At 28.2% G+C, this 21,108-nt stretch carries 18 protein-coding genes, 2 tRNA genes and 1 pseudogene; 6 read left to right on the forward strand and 15 right to left on the reverse strand.

Features of this window, described 5'->3' with window-relative positions:
* Window positions 1–19: 19 nt before the first annotated feature.
* The 7 genes from ACH2BC_RS06365 to ACH2BC_RS06395 all read right to left on the reverse strand — a co-directional run bounded on the left by ACH2BC_RS06365 (window position 20) and on the right by ACH2BC_RS06395 (window position 6,069).
* Entirely contained in the window at window positions 20–2,206 is a 2,187-nt protein-coding gene (locus ACH2BC_RS06365; RefSeq protein ID WP_395053153.1) for a TonB-dependent receptor domain-containing protein, read from the reverse strand.
* 322 nt (window positions 2,207–2,528) lie between these two features.
* A complete protein-coding gene (locus tag ACH2BC_RS06370) occupies window positions 2,529–3,416 on the reverse strand; it encodes a DMT family transporter (protein WP_395053154.1) in 888 nt (295 codons plus the stop codon).
* Between the two features lie 57 nt (window positions 3,417–3,473).
* A complete protein-coding gene (locus ACH2BC_RS06375) occupies window positions 3,474–3,632 on the reverse strand; it encodes a hypothetical protein (protein ID WP_395053155.1) in 159 nt (52 codons plus the stop codon).
* The gene (locus ACH2BC_RS06380; RefSeq protein ID WP_395053156.1) at window positions 3,632–3,910 is read right to left on the reverse strand and encodes a type II toxin-antitoxin system RelE/ParE family toxin; all 279 of its coding nucleotides are present in this window, start codon (window positions 3,908–3,910) and stop codon (window positions 3,632–3,634) included. Before ACH2BC_RS06380 ends, ACH2BC_RS06375 begins: the two co-directional genes overlap by 1 nt.
* Window positions 3,907–4,146, reverse strand: coding sequence for a hypothetical protein (locus tag ACH2BC_RS06385; RefSeq protein ID WP_395053157.1), 240 nt, complete (start codon window positions 4,144–4,146; stop codon window positions 3,907–3,909). The genes ACH2BC_RS06380 and ACH2BC_RS06385 overlap by 4 nt, the downstream gene beginning before the upstream one ends.
* A 17-nt stretch (window positions 4,147–4,163) precedes the next feature.
* The gene (locus ACH2BC_RS06390) at window positions 4,164–4,541 is read right to left on the reverse strand and encodes a hypothetical protein (RefSeq protein ID WP_395053158.1); all 378 of its coding nucleotides are present in this window, start codon (window positions 4,539–4,541) and stop codon (window positions 4,164–4,166) included.
* A 1-nt stretch (window position 4,542) separates the two neighbouring features.
* On the reverse strand, window positions 4,543–6,069 hold the full coding sequence (locus ACH2BC_RS06395) for a GH3 auxin-responsive promoter family protein (protein ID WP_395053159.1): 1,527 nt from the start codon (window positions 6,067–6,069) through the stop codon (window positions 4,543–4,545).
* A 185-nt stretch (window positions 6,070–6,254) separates the two neighbouring features.
* Here ACH2BC_RS06395 and ACH2BC_RS06400 point away from each other — a divergent pair, with 185 nt between their 5' ends.
* Window positions 6,255–7,049, forward strand: coding sequence for a DUF2797 domain-containing protein (locus tag ACH2BC_RS06400; RefSeq protein ID WP_395053160.1), 795 nt, complete (start codon window positions 6,255–6,257; stop codon window positions 7,047–7,049).
* A gap of 33 nt (window positions 7,050–7,082) precedes the next feature.
* Here the strand turns inward: ACH2BC_RS06400 and ACH2BC_RS06405 are convergent, their stop codons facing one another.
* Both ACH2BC_RS06405 and sppA read right to left on the reverse strand, forming a co-directional pair.
* Window positions 7,083–9,683, reverse strand: a complete 2,601-nt coding sequence (locus tag ACH2BC_RS06405) for an AsmA-like C-terminal region-containing protein (protein ID WP_395053161.1) — start codon at window positions 9,681–9,683, stop codon at window positions 7,083–7,085.
* 172 nt (window positions 9,684–9,855) lie between these two features.
* Window positions 9,856–11,613, reverse strand: a complete 1,758-nt coding sequence (gene sppA / locus ACH2BC_RS06410; RefSeq protein ID WP_395053162.1) for a signal peptide peptidase SppA — start codon at window positions 11,611–11,613, stop codon at window positions 9,856–9,858.
* Window positions 11,614–11,752: 139 nt separating this feature from the next.
* Here sppA and folK point away from each other — a divergent pair, with 139 nt between their 5' ends.
* Window positions 11,753–12,886, forward strand: coding sequence for a 2-amino-4-hydroxy-6-hydroxymethyldihydropteridine diphosphokinase (gene folK / locus ACH2BC_RS06415; protein WP_395053163.1), 1,134 nt, complete (start codon window positions 11,753–11,755; stop codon window positions 12,884–12,886).
* Here folK and ACH2BC_RS06420 read toward each other — a convergent pair.
* Window positions 12,883–13,413: an RNA methyltransferase gene (locus tag ACH2BC_RS06420; protein WP_395053164.1), complete on the reverse strand. Its 531-nt coding sequence runs from the start codon at window positions 13,411–13,413 to the stop codon at window positions 12,883–12,885. The two genes, folK and ACH2BC_RS06420, sit on opposite strands and share 4 nt — an antisense overlap.
* Before the next feature lie 61 nt (window positions 13,414–13,474).
* Window positions 13,475–13,957 (reverse strand): DUF1573 domain-containing protein, encoded by a 483-nt coding sequence (locus ACH2BC_RS06425; protein WP_395053165.1) that lies wholly within the window; start codon window positions 13,955–13,957, stop codon window positions 13,475–13,477.
* A 156-nt stretch (window positions 13,958–14,113) separates the two neighbouring features.
* On the opposite strand from ACH2BC_RS06425, the gene mutS reads away from it, so the two are divergent.
* From mutS to ACH2BC_RS06445, 4 genes are all read left to right on the forward strand, one after another.
* The gene (mutS, locus tag ACH2BC_RS06430; RefSeq protein ID WP_395053166.1) at window positions 14,114–16,720 is read left to right on the forward strand and encodes a DNA mismatch repair protein MutS; all 2,607 of its coding nucleotides are present in this window, start codon (window positions 14,114–14,116) and stop codon (window positions 16,718–16,720) included.
* 210 nt (window positions 16,721–16,930) lie between these two features.
* Window positions 16,931–17,003: transfer RNA gene (locus ACH2BC_RS06435), tRNA-Gly, on the forward strand.
* 309 nt (window positions 17,004–17,312) lie between these two features.
* Window positions 17,313–17,397: transfer RNA gene (locus ACH2BC_RS06440), tRNA-Leu, on the forward strand.
* 74 nt (window positions 17,398–17,471) lie between these two features.
* Window positions 17,472–17,837, forward strand: coding sequence for a DUF1508 domain-containing protein (locus ACH2BC_RS06445; RefSeq protein WP_395053167.1), 366 nt, complete (start codon window positions 17,472–17,474; stop codon window positions 17,835–17,837).
* A gap of 68 nt (window positions 17,838–17,905) precedes the next feature.
* On the opposite strand, the gene ACH2BC_RS06450 is transcribed toward ACH2BC_RS06445, so the two are convergent.
* The 4 genes and pseudogenes from ACH2BC_RS06450 to ACH2BC_RS06465 form a co-directional block, all read right to left on the reverse strand.
* Window positions 17,906–18,091, reverse strand: a complete 186-nt coding sequence (locus ACH2BC_RS06450) for a hypothetical protein (RefSeq protein WP_395053168.1) — start codon at window positions 18,089–18,091, stop codon at window positions 17,906–17,908.
* A gap of 158 nt (window positions 18,092–18,249) precedes the next feature.
* Window positions 18,250–20,397: a S46 family peptidase gene (locus ACH2BC_RS06455; RefSeq protein WP_395053169.1), complete on the reverse strand. Its 2,148-nt coding sequence runs from the start codon at window positions 20,395–20,397 to the stop codon at window positions 18,250–18,252.
* 10 nt (window positions 20,398–20,407) lie between these two features.
* Window positions 20,408–20,851 carry a GNAT family N-acetyltransferase gene (locus ACH2BC_RS06460; RefSeq protein ID WP_395053170.1) on the reverse strand — a complete coding sequence of 148 codons (444 nt, stop codon included), beginning with the start codon at window positions 20,849–20,851 and terminating at the stop codon, window positions 20,408–20,410.
* 27 nt (window positions 20,852–20,878) lie between these two features.
* A pseudogene (locus tag ACH2BC_RS06465) lies at window positions 20,879–21,108 on the reverse strand (3-deoxy-D-manno-octulosonic acid transferase); the annotation flags it as partial.

The raw sequence follows: 21,108 nt of genomic DNA on the forward strand, positions 1-21,108 counted from the left end.
AATAAATAACTCAAATTTTCTATTTTACTAATCCACCACCACTTTTTACTTTTTCAGTTTGAATGTCGGTGTTTTCTTTTTGTAATTTTAAATTTCCAAAGTTGTAGGTTAACGAAATTCTAAAAGTTCGTGTATCTTGCTTTTGTCTAAAAGTAGTTTCAAGATTTTGTCCAGCAATTAAAGCATTAATTTGATTGGAATTAAAAACATCAAAACAATGCAATCCTATTTTTAATTTTTTATCCATAAAATCTTTGTTGAATGAAATATCAAATTGCTGAATTGGTTTAATTACTTTATAAATTTCCCAGTTTCCTGTTGGTAAAATATAATAAGTCATAGAATTTTTAATTCCGTAAGGCAAAATAAATTGTGCTTGCGCAGCATAATTCCAAATGGCTTTATTGGTATATGGAAAAACATAACCTTTTATGTCAGATTTTATGTAATTGATATTCAAGAAGATATAATTCATCTTGTCCATATCGTTCATTCTATTTTTAAATTCTTCTTTTCCTTTTAAGAAATAATCTAATGGAATTGGAAACGAAGCATAAGCACTAAAAGTTCCAAATTTTTCAAATTGTTGAAACGTTTGGTTACTAATTGGTTCAGTCGCATTGGCGTCGGCATTAAAAACAAACAAATTATTATCTTTAGAATTGGTATAATTCATTCCCAATTGTACAAACTGAAAAGCCGAAATTTTAAACTCGTAATTATCAAAAAAAGTAGGATTTAAAAACAAATTTCCTTGCGATGAATTGTACTGATCAAAGTTAGAACTATTATTTGGATCTAAATTATTATAATTGGGTTGACTAATTTTTTTAGAATAAGATGCAGATACATTTACATTATCGTTAACTTCATAAATGGCACTTAAATTGGGAAATAAATTATTGTTTTTAAACTTTATTTTTCCAACAATTGTATTTGTAACACGCTCTACATCAAAGTTTTCATAACGTAATCCTGCTGTAAAACTAAATTTTTTAATTTTCTTTCTGGCTTCCGCATAAACGGCAATATTGTTTTCGTTGTAGTCAAAATCTATTGCATCAGTTCCAGAATTTGTAAAATATTTTCCATTGTTTTTTACTTTCAATGAGTTGAATTTTCCACCAGTATTAATTGAAAATTTCATTTTTTCAAACGGTATTGCAAAATCAAATTTCAAATAAGAATTAACCAAATTAAAATCAATAGTTCCATTATTAAAAGAATTGGTATTGGTTAAATTATCAACCGCATTAGAATTTGTAATAGGTTTTTTGTCAAAGAAATTACTAAAACCTGTAATGTCTAATGTTCTTCCAATAGTATCAAGTTTGGTTTTAAATTGCAAACTCAACTCGTGATTATTGCTCTTGTTTTTTGTAACACCTTCGTTAAAATAATTAATGTTATCACCAGTTGTACTTGCATCAAAAACATTTCTATCGTTAGCATAATTTCCGTTATAATTAAAAAGTAAATTCGATTTAGAAGTTAATTTGTAATTGGTTCCAACTCTAAAATATAAATTTCTATTGGTACTAACAGTTAGGTTTTTTTGCAACAAAATTTTATTCGGATTAAAAGCAGTAAATTTTTGTTCATTGTTAGAACGATTTTCGCCATCAATATAATTATAACCCAACATTGTTTGCCAACTCAGGTTTTTTTCTTTTCCGTTTAAAAGAAATTGCGGACTTGGTTTTTGGTATTTATTAAAATTATAATTAATATTAAAACTGGCATTAATACCTTTTAATCTTTTAGAACTTGTAACAATATTTATAATTGAACCACTTGCATTGGCATCATAAGCTGCGCCAGGATTGTAAATTAATTCTACTTTTTCAATAGCATTTGCTGGTAACGAATTTAAATAATTTTGCAAATCAGTACCAGATAAAGTACTTGGTGCACCATCAACATAAATAGTAACTCCTTTTCCGTTTAGTGTTATACTTCCTGTTGGCGATGTAATTACGCCTGGTAATTTTTTAACTGCTTCAAGACTACTTCCACTATTTAACATTGCATTGTCTTTTACTGCAACTGTAGTTTTGTCTGAATCAATTTTTATATACTTTTTCTTGGTAGTAACTTTTACTTCGTCAAGAATGATTTCTTTTTTCTTGATTGTATCTGTTGTTGTTTCTTGTGCATTCAAAATAGTTGTAAATAAAAATGCAAGAACTAAAATTTGATTTTTCATAAGTTGGTTTGTTTAATTATTGAACAAAATTTGGAATTAAAACAAGTTTTTGCGCTTCAAATGATGATTTGAGACAAACTGTTTTAATAAAAAAGTAAATTTTGTGTTTCAAATAATTAAATACAGAAACACTTTTGCGAAAGTGAGGATTTGATTTCATTGTGATTGATTTTGATTGATTACAAATAAGACTTCAATCAATAAAAAATGTTACAATGATTTTCAAAATTAATTTTTCAGAATAAAAATATAGCTTCTGATAGCGTTTAATAACTTAATTTTCTTAATGCCTTAATGGTTAAAAAAATGTTTTAATGTTAAATTAATTTTTTTTAAGCGATTTAAAATTCACAATAAAAACGCCAGAAAGTATTAAAGCTGTGGCAAAAATAATTTTTAAAGTAATGACTTCATCAAGAATTAACCAACCTAAAAACAGAGCTACAACTACATTTACATAAGATAAAATAGCAACTTTGGTCGATGGCAATTGCGTCATTAAATAATTATAAGCAATATATCCAATTACTGATCCAAAAATGGCTAGATAAAAAACGGCAAAAACACTTCTAAACGACCAATGTTCAGTTGCAATTGTTGGAGTTATGTAGAATTGAATAGAAGTTAAAATTACTGATGCAAACAACATTTGAACACAAATATTCATTAACATTGAAGCAGGTTTTCGTTGTCCTTTTTTAGTTATAATTGTTCCAATTGCCCAAGATAAAACTGCAATTAAAATGGCTAAAATTCCTATTCTATATTCTGGATTTAATAGTTCTATTAAGTTGTTTTGATAGATTAAAAATATCCCAATCATTCCAAGAAAAATTCCAACAATTGTTTTGCTCGAAATTTTTTCGTTACCCAAAATTAAATTTAAAACTAAGACAAAAAACGGTGATAAAGTAGAAATTATTGATGCCAAACCACTTGTAATATATTTTTCAGAATAAGTAGTTAATCCGTTTGCGAAAACTATCATTAAAAGTGAAAGTAATAAACATCTTAAAATTTGAGAAATAGTTAATACTTCAAATTTCTTAGTATATAAAATGTAAATTAAAATGATTAATCCAGAAATTATATTTCGTAAACCAGCAAGAATAAACGGCGGAATAGTTTCTAAACCAATTCTAATTCCTAAAAAAGTTGTTCCCCAAAAAAATGCTACGCAGAAAAGAGAACTATAGAGTTTGGTTTTCAAAAGAAGGTAATTTGAAATGCAAAGGTAGTTACAACTAACAGTTTTAAAAAAGTATTTCTATGAATTTCTTTTTAGTATTGGTGTAATTTTAGTTTCTTTTTTAATTGTGTTTTCCACATTGCGTTGTCCACCACGACCACCACAAACTCTTCCTGGATGAGATGAACCACAAGAATATAAAACGAATAGTATAATTAGTGTGATAAATTTTTTCATTAGTATAAATGATTAGATTTATTAAATAGTAATGTAACTATTTCTATAGATTCATTTTGAATTCTATAAATCAATGAAATATTTTTGTTAACTATACATTTATGTAAATTAATAACTTTTGATTTTGGACAAATATGATTAAAATTCGAAATATTTTTGATTAATTTATTTAAATCAGAATCGAAATCTTCAACAATTACAACATTCCATTTTTCAAAAAGTTGCTCAATAATATTTATATAATATTCTTTTGCAAGCGAAGACCAGATTACATTCATTTATTGTCTTTTAATTCTAAAATCCTCTTTTTACCCATTTTCATTACATCTTGGTGAGAATGAATTCTACCGTTTTCAATATCATCAATACCTTTTTGAATTAATTTTTTGTCACTTTCTGATGAAATTTCAAACCAATCTACTTCTTCATTGATTGAAACGAAATCCATACTTTTCATTAATTCTAAAAAAAATGAATATCTGTTATCTTGAATATTTACAACTACTTGTTTCATAATACAAATTTATATAATTATTTCTTTATAAGTTTAACCAAACTAATAAAAAATAGAGAAATGCTAGTTCCATAATATATTGGTGTCCCAATTGTTGGTGTCATTTGAATAAATTCATTTTCAGTATTTTGTATGTGATTATTAGAAATTTGGGAAACATATTGACCAAAAATAAATAATAGTAAACTATAAATAAATATAAAAAGAATTGAAATTTTTGATGGATTATTTATTAGAAAAGTATAAGTAATAAATGAAATTATTATTAAACCAAGTAAAGATAAAATAGAAATGAAATATTTATCAGAGCCATTTTTATCTACATAATTACATCCTAATCCAATTAAAAAACCACCAATTAAAAAACCTAAAAAAAATAAAATATTCCTTCCCATATTAATTCCTAACCGCAACCTGCATTTCCTTCAACTGCTCCAAATAATCACGTTGATTTGACAATCTTGGTATTTTGTGTTGTCCGCCCAATTTGTCATTTTCTTTTAACCAATCATAAAATAAATTTTCACGAGCTACATTTATTGTTAACTCATTTAATGTCATATTATTGTATCGTTTGGCTTCGTAGTCAGAATTTATCGTTTGCAAATTTTCGTCTAATGCTTTTTGAAAAAGTAAAATATCTGTTGGATGTTTTTTAAATTCAATCATCCATTCGTGTGCGCCTTTTTCTTTGTTTTTCATAAAAATAGGAGCAACTGTATAATCTTTTACTTCACTATTTAATTGAGAGCAAGTTTGTGCAATTGCCTTATCAGTATTTTCTACCATCAATTCTTCTCCAAAAACATTTATGTGGTGTTTTGTTCTTCCAGAAACTCGAATTCTGTAAGGTTTTAAAGAAGTAAATCTAATTGTATCTCCAATCATATAACGCCAAAGTCCAGCATTGGTAGTAATTACAATAGCATAATTTTTAAATAATTCTACATCTGCCAATCGAATTACTTTTTGATTAGGTGTGCCAAAAGTATCCATTGGAATAAATTCATAAAAAATTCCGTAATCCAACATCAATAATAAATCATTGGAATAATTTAAATCTTGAATGGCAAAAAATCCTTCCGAAGCATTATAAATTTCATAATATTTAAAATCCTTATTGGGTAAAATATTTTGATATTGTTCTTTGTAAGGTTCAAAATTTACGCCACCATGAAAATAAACTTCAAGATTTGGCCAAAGATCAAATAAATTGGTGTTTTTAGTTTCGGTTAAAATTTTATTTAATAAAACCAACATCCATGAAGGTACACCAGCAAAACTTGTAACATTTTCATTTTTTGTTTCGTTAATAATAGCGTCAAGTTTGGTTTCCCATTCGCTCATTAACGATGTTTTATTGCTTGGCGTACTACTAAATTCTGCCCACATTGGCATATTTTCTATCAATATTGCCGATAAATCTCCAAACGATGAATTGTTATTTTCATAAATTTGAGAACTTCCGCCAAGACGAAGACTTTTACCTAAAAACATTTCAGAATTTTCGTTGTTGTTTAAGTACATACACAACAAATCTTTGCTTCCTTTAAAATGGCAATCCTCTAATGCTTCGTTACTTACAGGAATAAATTTGCTTTTGGCATTGGTAGTTCCGCTAGATTTGGCAAACCATTTTATTGGCGTATTCCAAAATACATTTTGCGCTCCTTTTCGAGTTAATTCTATCATTGGTTCCAAATCTTCGTAGGTAGAAACCGGAATTCTTTCTGCGAAAGCAGTATAATTTTTAATAGATTTATAATCGTATTGTTTTCCTATAACGGTTTCCTCTGCCTGACGAATTAAATTCATCAAGAGTTCTTCTTGCACTTCGTTAGGATATTTTAAAAACAACTCAATCTGATGAATGCGTTGTTTTAAAAACCAAGTTGCTATAGAATTTATTATTGGAAAAGGCATTAAAGATTGTTGATTTTAGATGTTATATTGCTGATTTTAGATTTGAAATTTGATTAACAAATGCTAAATTTGTAAAGTATAAAAATAGTGTTTTTTTCAAAACAATTCTAAATTAAATCAATAATTAAAGTTTATAAGTACTAAATCTAAAATCTAAAATCGTTAATCAATAATCTTAAATCTTTATGACTTACGAAGGTGTTCTAACTAAAATGCAAACAGAATTTTCTAATCCTATTGAATATTACTTGGTTTTTGAAAATAGTTTTCTCAATTTGAATCAGTTACTAAATAAAAATTTAGAAATTCAATTTCAAGGTTATCAATGTTTAAATTGTGGAAAAAAGAAGAAAATTTTTCGTCAAGGTTTTTGTTACGATTGCTTTATGAGTAGTGCTTCGGCTGGCGATTGGATTATGAAACCAGAGTTAAGCACAGCACATTTAGAAATTGAAGACAGAGATTTAGACTATGAAAAACGAGTGCAATTGCAACCACATATTGTTTATTTAGCATTGTCTAGCGAAGTTAAAGTTGGGGTTACAAGAATTACACAAGTGCCAACTCGTTGGATAGATCAAGGCGCAGTAGAAGCAATTGCAATTGTAGAAGTTCCCAACAGATATTTAGCAGGAATTACAGAAGTTGCCTTAAAAAGTCATTATGCTGATAAAACCAATTGGCAAAAAATGCTAAAAAACGAGTTTGAAAATGTAGATTTAATTGCAGAACGATTAAAATTAGAACATTTAATTCCCAATGAAGTTAAGGAATATTTTTATACTACAAAGGAAGATTTATATCAAATGCATTTTCCAGTTTTAGAATATCCAAAAAAAGTTTCCAGTTTAAATCTTGATAAATCACCGAATTTTTCTGGCAAATTAAAAGGCATAAAAGGACAATATTTACTATTTGAAGACGGAACTGTTTTTAATGTTCGCACTTTTGAAGGTTATGTTGTAAAAATTGAGGTATAAAAAAACGCAAAGAAATTCCTAGCGTTTTAATTTTTAAGGTTTTTTAATGGTATCTTGTTTTTTCTTTTTAAACAAACCGTTTAGTAAATCTTTGGCTTTGGTTTTAACTTCGTCTTTAGTTACAGGAAGTTTGGTTTTAGTAGTGTCGCCTTGTTTTTTATTTTTATCAATTAATTTTTCAAGTTCTGTTTTTCCTTTGCCAATTAATTTTGTTTTTTGTTGTTTGATTAAGTTATTTGTCAAAGTTGTTGTGGCAGTTTTTAAATCGGTAGAAATTTTTGGCTGAGAAAATGATCCTAAAATAGAAGCATTTATTGGAATATTGTCCAATTTATTTGCATCAGCTGGAGTAAGTTTAGCTATTAAATTATTAATTTCTGTACCTAAATATTTTGCAGGAACATCTAGTTTTAATGTGTAATTCATAATTTGGTCAAAGCTGTGCGTTCCGCCAATTGTTGCTTTTATGTCTTGATATTTTATATCGAATGGTTTTACATTTACTTTTCCATCTTTAAAAGTAATTGCCGCTTTTAAATCATTCAAATTTAATTTTTTCAAATCAATAAAATTCAAATTACTATCCAATGCACTCAACAAAGTTGAATTACTAGAATTTACAGTTGTAGATAATAGTTGACCCAATAAATCGCCAGTTAACGATTTTAAATCTGGTGTCATCTCTGTTGCATCAAGGTTTCCAGAAAGTTTTATTGTCGAATTTATTTTTCCGTTTATAATTCCAGCAATTGGAGCAATCTTTTTCAACATATCCAATTGAGTAAACGATTGAGCAATATCAACTTGATTCAAATTCAAATTCATATTAAATTTTGGCGTTTTTTCTTTGGTAGAAACATCTCCGTTTATTCCTATCATTCCACCAAAAATATTCGATTTTACATTCTGTAAAGTAACTTTTTGATCTTTTACAATTAATTTACCAGATACATTTTTCAAAGTTAAATTGTCATACAAAACCGTAGTTGCATTTGCCGTTAGCGTACAATTTAAAAACGCAGGAATTTTCATTGCTTCAGTTTTTGCTGCTGTTGTATTGGCTTTAGGTTGTGATGTTGTCATAAAATCAGCAACTGCAATTTGATTGGAATTCAAGTTAAAATTTCCTTTTAACTCTTGATTTCTAAATACAAATCCGTAAAAATTTTCTAAAACTCCAGTCACATTTAAATCTGTTTTTCCAGTTGTAGCTTTAAATTCTTCAAGGTTAACTCTACTTGGATTAAAAGTTACCATTGCAGTATTAATATTCATTGTTTTACCGTTTTCATCGGCATATTTAAAACCAGAAAGAGACATTGTGCCTGCATTATTTATGTTTTCATATTGCGAATTTTCTACCGATTTCATATCGAATTTAGTTGTAACATCTGCTTTTAATATTCCAGAAAGTGGCTTGTCTAGTTTAATTGGATACGCCTTAGATAGATTTCCAAGATTAATTGTTCCTTTCAAAGCAGCATCAATCAAAGCATTTTCGGCAACATTTTTTATAGTTGCTTTGGCGTTAAAAACATCTTGATCTATTGCAAAAGAAAGTTTGTCTAAATTTATAAAAGTGTCATTTAATAATCCAGTTTCGTTTATTATTTTAGTATCAATTACAATATTTTGAACCGATTTTGGCAAGCTCGGATATTGAAACGAAGCATTGTGAGAAGCAATGGCAACATTAAATTTAGGCACAGAATTATCCGAAAATAAACCTTTTGCAAAACCAGTAACTGTAAAATCGCCAGTAGTTTTTACATTATCAAGTTTACTTGCATATGCAGAAGGAATCAATGCTAGGAAGTTTTTAAACGAAGAAGTTGGCGTGTTAAAAGTTAAATCATATTGTTGTCCAGCATCAATTAATTGAATAAATCCGTTAAATTTTAATGGCAATTCGTTAATTTTTGCAACATTGTCTTTAAAAGTATATTTGCTATTTTTTAAATCAATTCCTAAAACTGCATCTAATGAAATTTTTAATTTATTCATATAATTCACCTTGTCCATATCTAAAGAAATAGTGGCTGTGGTTTTGGTATCTAAATCTAAAATATCATTTGCAAAATCTCCAGTTCCAGAATGATTTATACTATCAAGAACCATTTTAATTTTAGAAGATTCATCAAAGTATTTAAACTTAAAATTTTCTACCTTATAATCATTAATTTTTAATGCAAGAGGTTTACTTTTTCCTCCATCTTTTTTGTCTTGATTTTTCAATGCAATGTCATAATTACCAATTCCATCTTTGTTAAAAATTATATTTACCAATCCGTTTTTAGACGAAAAAGATTCAATATTCATAGTTTCATCATCACTTTTAAACAATTCTTTAATAGACATTTTTAAATTTAATTCTTCAAATGAAACCAAAGTATCTCCAAGAAATGGTGCTTTATTAATTATAGATAATTTTGTTATTGAAACATTTGCTTGCGGAAAACCTTTAAACAAACTCAGATCAGCATCTGCGAAAGCTACTTTAGCATCAAGATTTTCGTTAATAGATTTTGCAATTTTAGCTTTTATTTGATCTTCAAATAAATAAGGAATTGCAAATGCCGCAACAATAAGTAGTAATAATACAATTCCAACTATTTTTAAAATTTTCTTAACCATAACTATAGATTTTGTAAAAAGGTTTAACAAAAAATGTGCCTTTAATTTGTAAAAATAGTGTTTTCTGTAGGTTTAGATTTGTAATTTTTTCTTAAAAGATTATATAATTTAGTTTTTGAAATAAAAAATCCGTTTTAATAAATTAAACGGATTGATTTATAAATGTTGTAACCTACTGAATTTTCATCTCATAAGTCATTCTTGCCATAACTCCTTTTTGTGATGTAATTTGTTTAATTCGTTGAAGAATTAAATAATTTTCGTCGCCAAGTTCTTCTTTTATAAGTTTTTCTTTGCTTTGCGCTAAACCAAAATTTTCTAGAAAATCGCCAAAATCTTTTTCAAACTCTGGAAAATCTTGTGTTCTATATTTAGATGTTTTTCCTAGTTTTGCAGCTTCTTTTATTGCTTCATCCAATCCGCCAATTTTATCAACTAAACCAATTTTTAAAGCATCTGAACCTGTCCAAACTCTACCTTGACCAATGGCATCAACTTGTTCAAATGTCATTTTTCTTCCAGTTGCAACTCGGTTTACAAATGTTGAATATATTTTTTCAACTCCTTCTTGTGCAAAACTTCTATAATTTTCATCTAATGGTTTAAATGGTGAATATCCAGAGGCATTTTCGTGTGTTTTTACAATTTCGGTGTTAATTCCCAGTTTGTTTGTGGCTTGCGAAAAATTTGGTAACATTCCAAAAACGCCTATAGAACCAGTTATTGTATTTTCTTCTGCAAATATTTTATCTGCGTTGCAAGCAATGTAATAACCGCCAGATGCGGCATAATTTCCCATAGAAACTACAACTGGTTTTACCTTTTTAGTTAATTCAATTTCTCTCCAAATTAATTCAGATGTTAATGCATTTCCGCCAGGACTATCAATTCTAAGTACAATTGCTTTAACATTTTTATCTTTTCTTGCTTCTTGTAATGATCTTCGCATTGCACCTTCGGCAATAATTGTTACATCGCCTTCGCCACTTTGTATTTCGCCTTGAGCATAAATTACTGCAATTTTATCTTTAGCATCGAAGTTTATAGAGTTTGTAGCAACTTTCTCTGCATAATCTTCAATTGAAACCGAATCATAATCTTCATCTTCATTAATTTTTAATACTTTTTTAATATCAGAATGATACACATCTTCATAAGCAATTTTATCAATAAGCTTCTCATTTTTAGCCATTTCTGGAGTTCTTGCAAGCAATCCGTTGGCAACTAAATTCAATCGTTCTACAGTTACATTTCTACTTTTAGAAACTTCAGAAATTACAGAATTCCATACAGAATTTAGTAATGCTGTAGTTTGTTCTCTGTTGGCATCACTCATTTTATTTTCTAAAAATGGTTCCACCGCACTTTTGTATTTTCCGTGACGAATTACCTCTACCTTTACACCAGATTTTTCTTGAAAATCTTTAAAAAACATAATCTCGGCAGACAATCCTTTAAATTCTAATTCGCCAATTGGATTAATATACATAGTATTTGCAACCGAGTTTAAATAATAATCGCGTTGCGAATAATAATCTGCATAAGAATAAACAAACTTTCCAGATTTTTTAAAGCTTTCCAGTTCATCTCTAAGTGCTTTTGTTTGAGCTAATCCTAAAGCTGACGTATTATTTAAAATAGAAATTCCTTTAATTTTATCATCTGTTTTAGCATATTCAATTGCCTTTATAACATCAAATAATCCATCGTGTTTGGCTTTAAAGAAATCAAAGTCTTTATAATTTACTTTTCCAGCATAATCATTATTAATTTTAGATAAATCTAATTCTATAACTGAATTACTCTTTACTTGAACGGTTTCATCTGAATTACCAAACAAAGCGCCAATTAACAATAATCCGAAAAAACATATCATTATAAATACAAACAAACCAACAATTGTGGCCAAAACATTTCCTAAAAATCTCATACTTTATTCTTTTTCTATATTAGTAGTTAAAAACTCAATTTGTTACAAATCATTAACTTAAAGTTTTCACAAAAATAGTTATCAACAGAAGCTACAAATATACTTTATTTCTAAAATTCTTTTAGTTATTTTGCCAAGTATGAACAAGCAACACAATATTGTACTTTCTCTTGGCAGTAATCTTGGCAATCGTCAAGAAAATATTGATCAATGTATTGAAATGTTGCATAACGAAGTTGGAACAATAGTAAAAGTTTCTTCGTTGTACGAATCTGATTCTTGGGGTTTTAAAAGCGATTCTTTTTATAATTGTTGCGTATTAATTCATACCTATAAAAATGCTCAAAAAGTTTTAAAAAGTTGTTTAAAGATTGAAAAAAAACTTGGAAGAACAAGAAATGAAAGTAAAGAATATCAAGCAAGAATAATTGATATTGACATTATTTCTATTGATGAAGACGTTTTTGTGTCTGATAATTTACAAATTCCGCACAAACATTTACAAGATAGATTATTTGTAATTGTGCCAATGAAAGAAGTTGTAGCAGATTGGAAACATCCTATTTTGCAAAAATCAATTTCAGAATTAATTTCAATTTGTATTGATAAATCTAGTTGTGTTAAACTTCAAAAACTAAATGCTCCATTATCAAAAATTAAATTAGAACAGTTTAATTACATTGCTATTGAAGGAAATATTGGCGCAGGAAAAACTACATTAACAACCAAAATTGCAGAAGATTTTAATGCCAAAACAGTTTTAGAACGCTTTGCAGATAATCCATTTTTGCCTAAATTTTATAAAGATCAAAACCGTTATGCTTTTCCGCTAGAAATGTCTTTTTTGGCAGATAGATACCAACAGATATCAGATGATTTAGCGCAGTTTGACCTTTTTAAAGATTTTATAATTGCCGATTATCACATTTTTAAATCGTTAATATTTGCTAAAGTTACGCTTGCCGAAGACGAAGTTAGATTATACAAAACATTGTTTGACATTATTTATAAAGAAATGCCAAAACCTGATTTGTATATTTATTTGTATCAAAATACAGAGCGACTTTTACAAAACATAAAACGTAGAGGAAGAAGTTATGAGCAAGAAATTCCTGCAGAATATCTAGATAAAATTAACAATGGTTATTTAGATTATATAAAAACTCAAAAAGATTTAAATGTTTTAATTATTGATGTTTCAGAGTTGGATTTTTTAAAAAATCAAGAAGATTATATTTTTATTTTAAATGAAATTAAAAAGAAACTCAATTAGCGTTTCATCTTTTGAAATAAATCCCAAACAACAATTCCTGCGCTTACAGCAATATTTAAAGAATGTTTGGTTCCCAATTGCGGAATTTCTAATGTTCCATTGCAAAGTTTAATTGCTTCTTGAGAAACGCCATACACTTCATTTCCAAAAACTAAAGCATATTTGTTGTCTTGAATTGGAGTAAAATTATTTAACATTATTGAATTTTCAACTTGCTCAATTGCTAAAACAGTTATTGAATCTTCTTTTAATTTAGAAATTATTTCTAAAACATTACTATGATATTCCCAATCTACTGTTTCTGTTGCGCCAAGTGCCGTTTTATGAATTTCTTTGTTTGGCGGAATTGCAGTTATTCCACACAAATAAATTTTTTCAATTAAAAAAGCGTCAGATGTTCTAAAAACCGAACCAATATTATTTAAACTTCTTATATCATCAAGAATAATTATAATTGGAGTTTTTATTGAATTTTTAAAATCTGCAACACTTTTTCTTTCTAGTTCACTATTTTCAAGTTTTCTCATAATAAATTCAATAAAAAAAACCACGCATATTACGTGGTTTTTGTACTCTATATTTTTAAATTTAGCTTTTTGTAGTTTCTACAACTGGTGTAGTTGCAGCAGGTAAAACAGTTCCTTTAATTGTTAAAAGTTTAGTTTCTCCTTGCACAGCATTACTTTTTAACGTTATAGTTTTTTCAAATGGTTGACCAGCTCTGTTTGTGTCATATTTTACACCAATAACTGCCTTTTCTCCTGGAGCAATTGGCTCTTTAGGATAAGTTGGCACAGTACAACCACAAGAACCATTTGCGCTTGTAATAATTAATGGTTTATTTCCATTATTTACAAATACAAATTCTCTTTTTCCATCAGCATTATGAGGAATTGTTCCATAATCTATCACATCACTTTCAAAAAGCATTCCTGCACCTTCAACTGTAGGAGTTTTTGGTGTAGCAACTTTAGAAGTAACAGCTTTCTTAGTTTTTTTAGCTTTAGTTTGAGCATTTGCAGTAGTTAAACTGAAAATTGCTAATAACGCAACAAGTACTATTTTTTTCATCTTAATTATTTTTATAATTTTTTAATTAAGCAAATTTAGTTAAAAAAAATAATTCCATTCACAATGAAAAGCAATTTTTTATTAAATGAAATGTTAATGGTAATTTTCCATTTTAAATAATTAAATTCGTGGACTTAATTTAAAATCGAAATCACATTGTCATCCAAAGAAAAAGAGGTAAAAGAAACGCCATTAATGAAGCAATACAACGAGAAAAAAAGAAAATATCCTGATGCGTGTTTGCTTTTTAGAGTTGGCGATTTTTATGAAACATTTGGTGATGATGCCGTTCGTGCTTCTAAAATTTTAGGAATTACCTTAACTAAAAGAGGTGCAGGTTCGGCAACAGAAACAGCGTTGGCAGGATTTCCACATCATTCAATCAATACTTATTTACCTAAATTAGTTAAAGCTGGACTTCGGGTTGCCATTTGCGATCAGCTTGAAGATCCTAAAATGACCAAAACTATTGTTAAACGCGGCGTAACAGAATTAGTTACTCCAGGAGTTTCAATGAATGATGAGGTTTTACAATCTAAATCTAATAATTTTTTGGCAGCAATTTTCTTTGGAAAATTAAATTTGGGAATTGCATTTCTCGATGTTTCAACAGGTGAATTCCTTACAGCACAAGGAAATGTAGAATATATTGATAAGCTACTTCAAAATTTTAGTCCAAGTGAAATTTTAATTCAAAAGAATAATAAAAGTCAATTTGCTTCAAGTTTTGGCGAAGATTTTAATACATTTTACCTTGAAGATTGGATTTACAAAGAAGATTATGCCTTTGAAACCTTAACCAATCATTTTCAAACTAATTCTTTAAAAGGTTTTGGAATAGAAGAATTACCAGATGGAATTGTTGCTTGCGGTGCTATTTTATATTATTTATCAGAAACTCAACACAATAAAGTTCAACACATTACAAATATTCAACGTATTGCAGAAGATGCCTATGTTTGGATGGACCGATTTACAATTAGAAATCTAGAATTGTATCATAGTTATAATCCAAACGCTGTAACATTATTAGATGTAATAGATAAAACGCTTTCGCCAATGGGTGGAAGATTATTAAAAAGATGGTTGGCATTACCTTTAAAAGATGCAGATAAAATAAAAAGTCGTCACGAAGTAGTTTCCTATTTAAAAGATAATTTAGATATTTTAAATAAAATTCAGAATCAAATAAAACAAATTTCTGATTTAGAACGACTGATTTCTAAAATTGCCACAGGAAAAGTTTCGCCAAGAGAAATTATTTATCTTAAAGAATCATTAGATGCCATTATTCCTGTAAAAACTTTAGCATTAGAAAGTAAACAAGAAGCAGTTAGAGTTATTGGGGATAATTTACACAGCTGCGATTTATTGAGAGAGAAAATTAAAACCACTTTAAATCAAGATGCTCCAGTTGCTATTGCAAAAGGAAATGCAATTGCTAAAGGAATAAATCTCGAATTGGATGAACTTAGAGCTATTTCAACTTCTGGAAAAGAATTTTTGGAAGGAATTGAAAAGAGAGAATCTGAAGCTACAGGTATTTCTTCATTAAAAATATCATTTAATAATGTTTTTGGATATTACATTGAAGTTAGAAATACACATAAAGATAAAGTTCCTCAAGAATGGATTAGAAAACAAACACTTGTAAATGCTGAACGTTACATTACAGAAGAATTAAAAGAATATGAAACCAAAATTCTTGGTGCCGAAGAAAAAATACATCAAATAGAAACTCAATTATTTGAACAATTAATTAATTGGATTGCAACCTACATAAAACCAGTTCAGCTAAACGCTAATTTAATTGCGCAACTAGATTGTTTAACGTCTTTCGCACAGTTGGCTATAGAAAATAAGTACGTATGTCCAACAATTGATGAATCATTTGAACTTGAAATTACAAATGGAAGACATCCAGTTATAGAAAAACAATTACCAGTTGGAGTTCCATATATTGCCAATGATGTTTTTTTAGATAGAGAAACGCAACAATTAATAATGATAACTGGACCAAATATGTCTGGAAAATCTGCAATTTTACGTCAAACAGCTTTAATTGTTCTGCTTGCGCAAATGGGAAGTTTTGTTCCTGCCGAAGCTGTAAGAATGGGAATTATAGATAAAATTTTTACTAGAGTAGGAGCAAGCGACAATATTTCTATGGGAGAATCTACTTTTATGGTAGAAATGAATGAAACCGCTTCTATATTAAATAATATTTCAGATAGAAGTTTGGTGTTGTTAGACGAAATAGGTAGAGGAACAAGCACTTATGATGGAATTTCTATAGCTTGGGCAATTGCTGATTTTTTACACGAAAATCCAGCAAAACCCAAAACATTGTTTGCCACACATTACCACGAATTAAATGAAATGAGTGAGCAATTACCTAGAATTAAAAATTATAATGTAGCTGTAAAAGAATTAAAAGACAATGTGCTTTTTATCAGGAAGTTAGTTGCTGGCGGAAGTGCTCATAGTTTTGGAATTCACGTTGCAAAAATGGCTGGAATGCCACAAACGGTTATACAAAAAGCACAAAAATTACTAAAAAAATTAGAAAAAAATCATTCAAGTGAAGAACTTTCTGGAATTAAATCAATGAAAGAAGACGTTCAATTGAGTATATTTAAATTAGATGATCCATTACTTGAAGAAATTAAAGAAGAAATTTTAGGACTAGATATAAACACCTTAACACCAGTAGAAGCACTAATGAAATTAAATGAGATAAAAAGAATGTTATTAAAAAAGTAATTAATACGTTATCAGATAATTAACTTTTTTATAATTTTTTTTTACAAAAAACCTTTGTGTAATTCAATTTTAATACTACATTTGCATCCGCAATACTGAACAAGTATTTACGTTCTAAATAAAATTAATACTGCGAAAATAGCTCAATTGCTAACATGCGATTCCGCTTCTTGCGAATCGAGTTCTACATTTGAATTGTTTTTGTGAAATGCGAAAATAGCTCAGTTGGTAGAGCGCGACCTTGCCAAGGTCGAGGTCGCGGGTTCGAATCCCGTTTTTCGCTCTAAAACATATAAAATTATTAAATTTTTTATTTTATAATTTTTGAAATAGCTTTGGTGGTTCGTTTTAATTAATTTTTTCTAAAAATTAAAAATAAATCAATAAGTTCAAAAATAGCTTGGGTGGTTTGTTTTAATTAATTTTTTCTAAAAATTAAAAATAAATCAATAAGTTCAAAAATAGCTTGGGTGGTTTGTTTTAACTAATTTTTTATAAAAATTAAAAATAAATCTAAAAGTTCAAAAATAGCTTGGGTGGTTCGTTTTAATTAATTTTTTCTAAAAATTAAAAATAAATCTAAAAGCAAAATGCTTGGGTGGTGAAATTGGTAGACACGCTGGACTTAAAATCCAGTGACTGTAATGGTCGTACGGGTTCAAGTCCCGTCCCGAGTACAAAGAAGCTTCATTCGTTATTATCGAATGGAGCTTTTTTATTTATTATTTCTAGAAATTTATTTCAAACTTTTATGGGAACTTTTGTAATTACAAAAAGAATTAATGGCTATTACAAATATGAGTTTACTTCTAGAAAAGGAAAAACTATCTTTATAAGTAATGACTTTGAATTGAGATTTGAATGTGAAGAAGATATTTCGATATTAAAAAACGATATTGATAAAGTTTTTTTTATGAAATTTAAATCTAAAAATGGGAAATTATACTTTAAAATAATTTTAAGCGAAAAAGAAATTGCTGTTAGCAGAAAATATGCAACTCCATTACTAATGCAAAAAGGAATTGATGAAATAATTAGATCAATTACTAAATCTGAAATTCTAGATTTTTCTAATCAAGATGTTTTATTTCCATCAGAGGAAGAATTGTTTGGATAATTTAATTTTATTGCATAAAAAAAGTCTCGCATTGCGAGACTTTTTATAAACTAGAAATTATTTTCTAATTATTTTTTTTCAGTTGCAGGTGCAGCTACTGGAGCAGCTTCTACAGCAGCTTCAACTTTTTCAGTTGCAGCAGCAGCAGTAGAATCTACAGCTTCAGTTGTAGCTTCAGCAGCAGCGTCAGCTTGTTTACAAGATACTACAGTTAATGCAGCAACGATAGCTAAACTTAAAAATACTTTTTTCATCTTAATTTAATATAAAAGGTTAATTATTAATTCGGAGCAAAGATATAAATTTTTTCAATCGGAAAAATTTTATTTTAACTTTTTTTTAAAACTTTAATCTTTTTAATCCTGTAAATGTATTCACAATATTCGTGCCAAACTTTAAAACTAAGTTAAATTTATTTTTTAATAGCTGGATATATGATTTTCAGTTCGTTAATGATGTTTTTAGCACCAGCGAACTTATCAATTATGAATAAAACGTATCTGGCATCGACCATAATGTTTCTGCAAATCTCTGGAGAATAATAAATATCGCTCATTGTTCCTTCCCAAACTCTGTCAAAATTTAAGCCAATTAAGTTTCCGTTTGCATCTAATGCTGGACTTCCAGAATTACCTCCTGTAGTATGATTTGTTGCAATAAAGCAAACAGGCATTTTACCTTTTACTCCATAAAGGCCATAATCTTTAGTATTGTATAAATCTATTAATTTTTTTGGAACATCAAATTCATAATCGCCTGGAATGTATTTTTCTATAATTCCGTCAAGGTATGTTATTGGTTCATAATATACTGCATCATTAGGTTTGTAACCTTTTACTTTTCCGTAAGTTACTCTTAAAGTACTGTTGGCATCAGGAAAAATTCTATCAGACTTTAAGCTTAACTCTAAAATTGCTTTCATGTAAGTTCTTTGTGTAGCTATATTTTTTAAATTTATTTCATCATATTTTGGACCAACATTTTTTAAATAAGAATCGGCCATTACTTTAATAAGTTGATAACCTTTATCATTATTTAATTTTTCAATAACTGATTTACTATCTCCTTCTAATAATTCTTTTACTTTATCATAACTTATAATTTTAGAGTTCGAATAAATATCTGATGATAAAGCTGCGGCATTTACATTTTCTAGTGATGCAGGTAAGAATTGTTTTGGAAACTTTTTAGAATAAATAGCTATTAATTGTTCAAATACTTTTTCATCTACAGAGGCATTAAAATCTTTATAAAAATCTCCTAATCCGTTAATTAAATTAGTTTTTCTATCAGTAAATGCTTGTTCTTCTTTAGTAGTTAAAAGTTGTTCTAATTGATAAAGTTTATATCCAGTAGCAAGTAATTCAGTATTTCTAAGTACAATTTCTGTAAAATAATCTCTTGCAATTGAGTATTCTTTTATATCAGTATAATTCTTTTCAAAATCAGATAATAAACTTCCATATTCTGCTTGTTTTCCTGCTTTTGTAACTTTTTCTTGAAATGATTTTTCAAATTTTTGTTTTATCGCAACAGCGTTAGATTTTTTTAATCCTTTAGTTTCTCCAATCCATTTTTTCCAATAGTTTGCAATTCCTGCATATTTAGAAGCATACTGAATTTTGATAGCATTATCTTTTCTCATAAATCCGTCTTGCACTTTTAAAGCTGCATCTCTTACTTCAATTTTTGCCGGATTTAAATCTTCAACAATTTGAGAAACGGCAAATGAAGGTAAATATTCTTGAGTTCTTCCAGGATAACCTAGAACCATTGTAAAATCATTTTCTTTAATTCCATCTGCAGAAATTGCTAATGATTTTTTAGGAATATAAGGAACGTTATCTACTGAATATGCTGCTGGACGATTATTTTTATCGGCATAAATTCTAAATAATGAGAAATCTCCTGTATGTCTTGGCCAAACCCAATTGTCAGTATCAGACCCAAATTTTCCAATAGAACTTGGTGGTGCGCCAACAAAACGAACGTCTTTAAAACTCTCAATTACAAAAAGTAAGAATTGATTTCCGTCATAAAAATTTCTAACTCGGTTTTCTTGCCAAGATTCTTTAGGAGAATTTTTAGTAAGATTACTTATGTTTTCTTGAATTTTTTTCTGTTTTTCTGTTTCAGATGTTAAAGCGGCAACACCTTCTAGAATCTTGATTGTAATATCTTCAATTTTTACAATAAAAGTTACTTCTAAATCTTTGTTTGGAATTTCATCTTCCATTTTATATGCCCAAAAACCATCGCGAAGGTAATCGTGCTCTACTGTAGAATGATTTTGAATTACATCAAAACCACAGTGATGATTGGTTAAAATTAATCCTTTGGTAGAAATAACTTCTGCTGTACAACCACCATTAAATTGCGGAACTGCATCTTTTAAACTTGAAGTATTGGCATCATAAATGTCTTTGGCAGAAATTTTCATTCCCAATGATTTCATTTCGGCTTCATTCATTCCTTTTAAGAGTGATGGAATCCACATTCCGCCTTGTTGTGCTTGGGTTTGAAGAATAAATAATAGGAGTAATAACTTAATATATTTCATATTCTATAAATTATGGTTTGTATTTTAATAGTTTTCTATTGTGAATTTTAAAATCGTTGGCAAGATACAATTTTTGTGCATTTACATTATGATTTTCAACTTCTATATAAATCAATTTAACATTTAATTCAGTTGTTTGTTTTTTTATAAATTCGATTGCTTGTTTTCCAATTCCTTTTCCACGAAAGTTCTCAGATATATATAATTCGTCTAGAAATGCAATTCTTCCTTTGTATTCAAAACTAAAAATGAAGTTTAAAATTACGTAGCCAACAATTTCAGAATTATCATAAATCAACCATGATTTTCCGAGATTTTCATCCGAAATGAATTCTTGAAATAGTTTTTTAGAAACCTCAATGTCTATTGGATAATTGTCAATTGCATAGAAATCTTGCATCATATTAGTGATGGTTTCTATGTTTTGATTTATTAATGGTTCAAAAGTTGTCAATTGATTGTTGATTGAAGATTAACGATTTTAGAATTCAGATTTTTTAAGATAAGAAATAATAACATCAGTTGCTCCTTTATTCATTTGAACGAAAGTGGCACAAATATGTCCTTTTTCGTGGCGTACATCTTCATTGAAAATTAAATTATCAAAAGCTTCATTCAATTCATTTTGATTAGTAATTGAAATGCAACCTTCTTGATGAACTAATGCTGTGGCTTCGGCAAAATGGGAATAGTTTGGACCAATAACAATAG

Source organism: Flavobacterium sp. (assembly GCF_043760115.1).
Taxonomy (GTDB): Bacteria; Bacteroidota; Bacteroidia; order Flavobacteriales; family Flavobacteriaceae; genus Flavobacterium.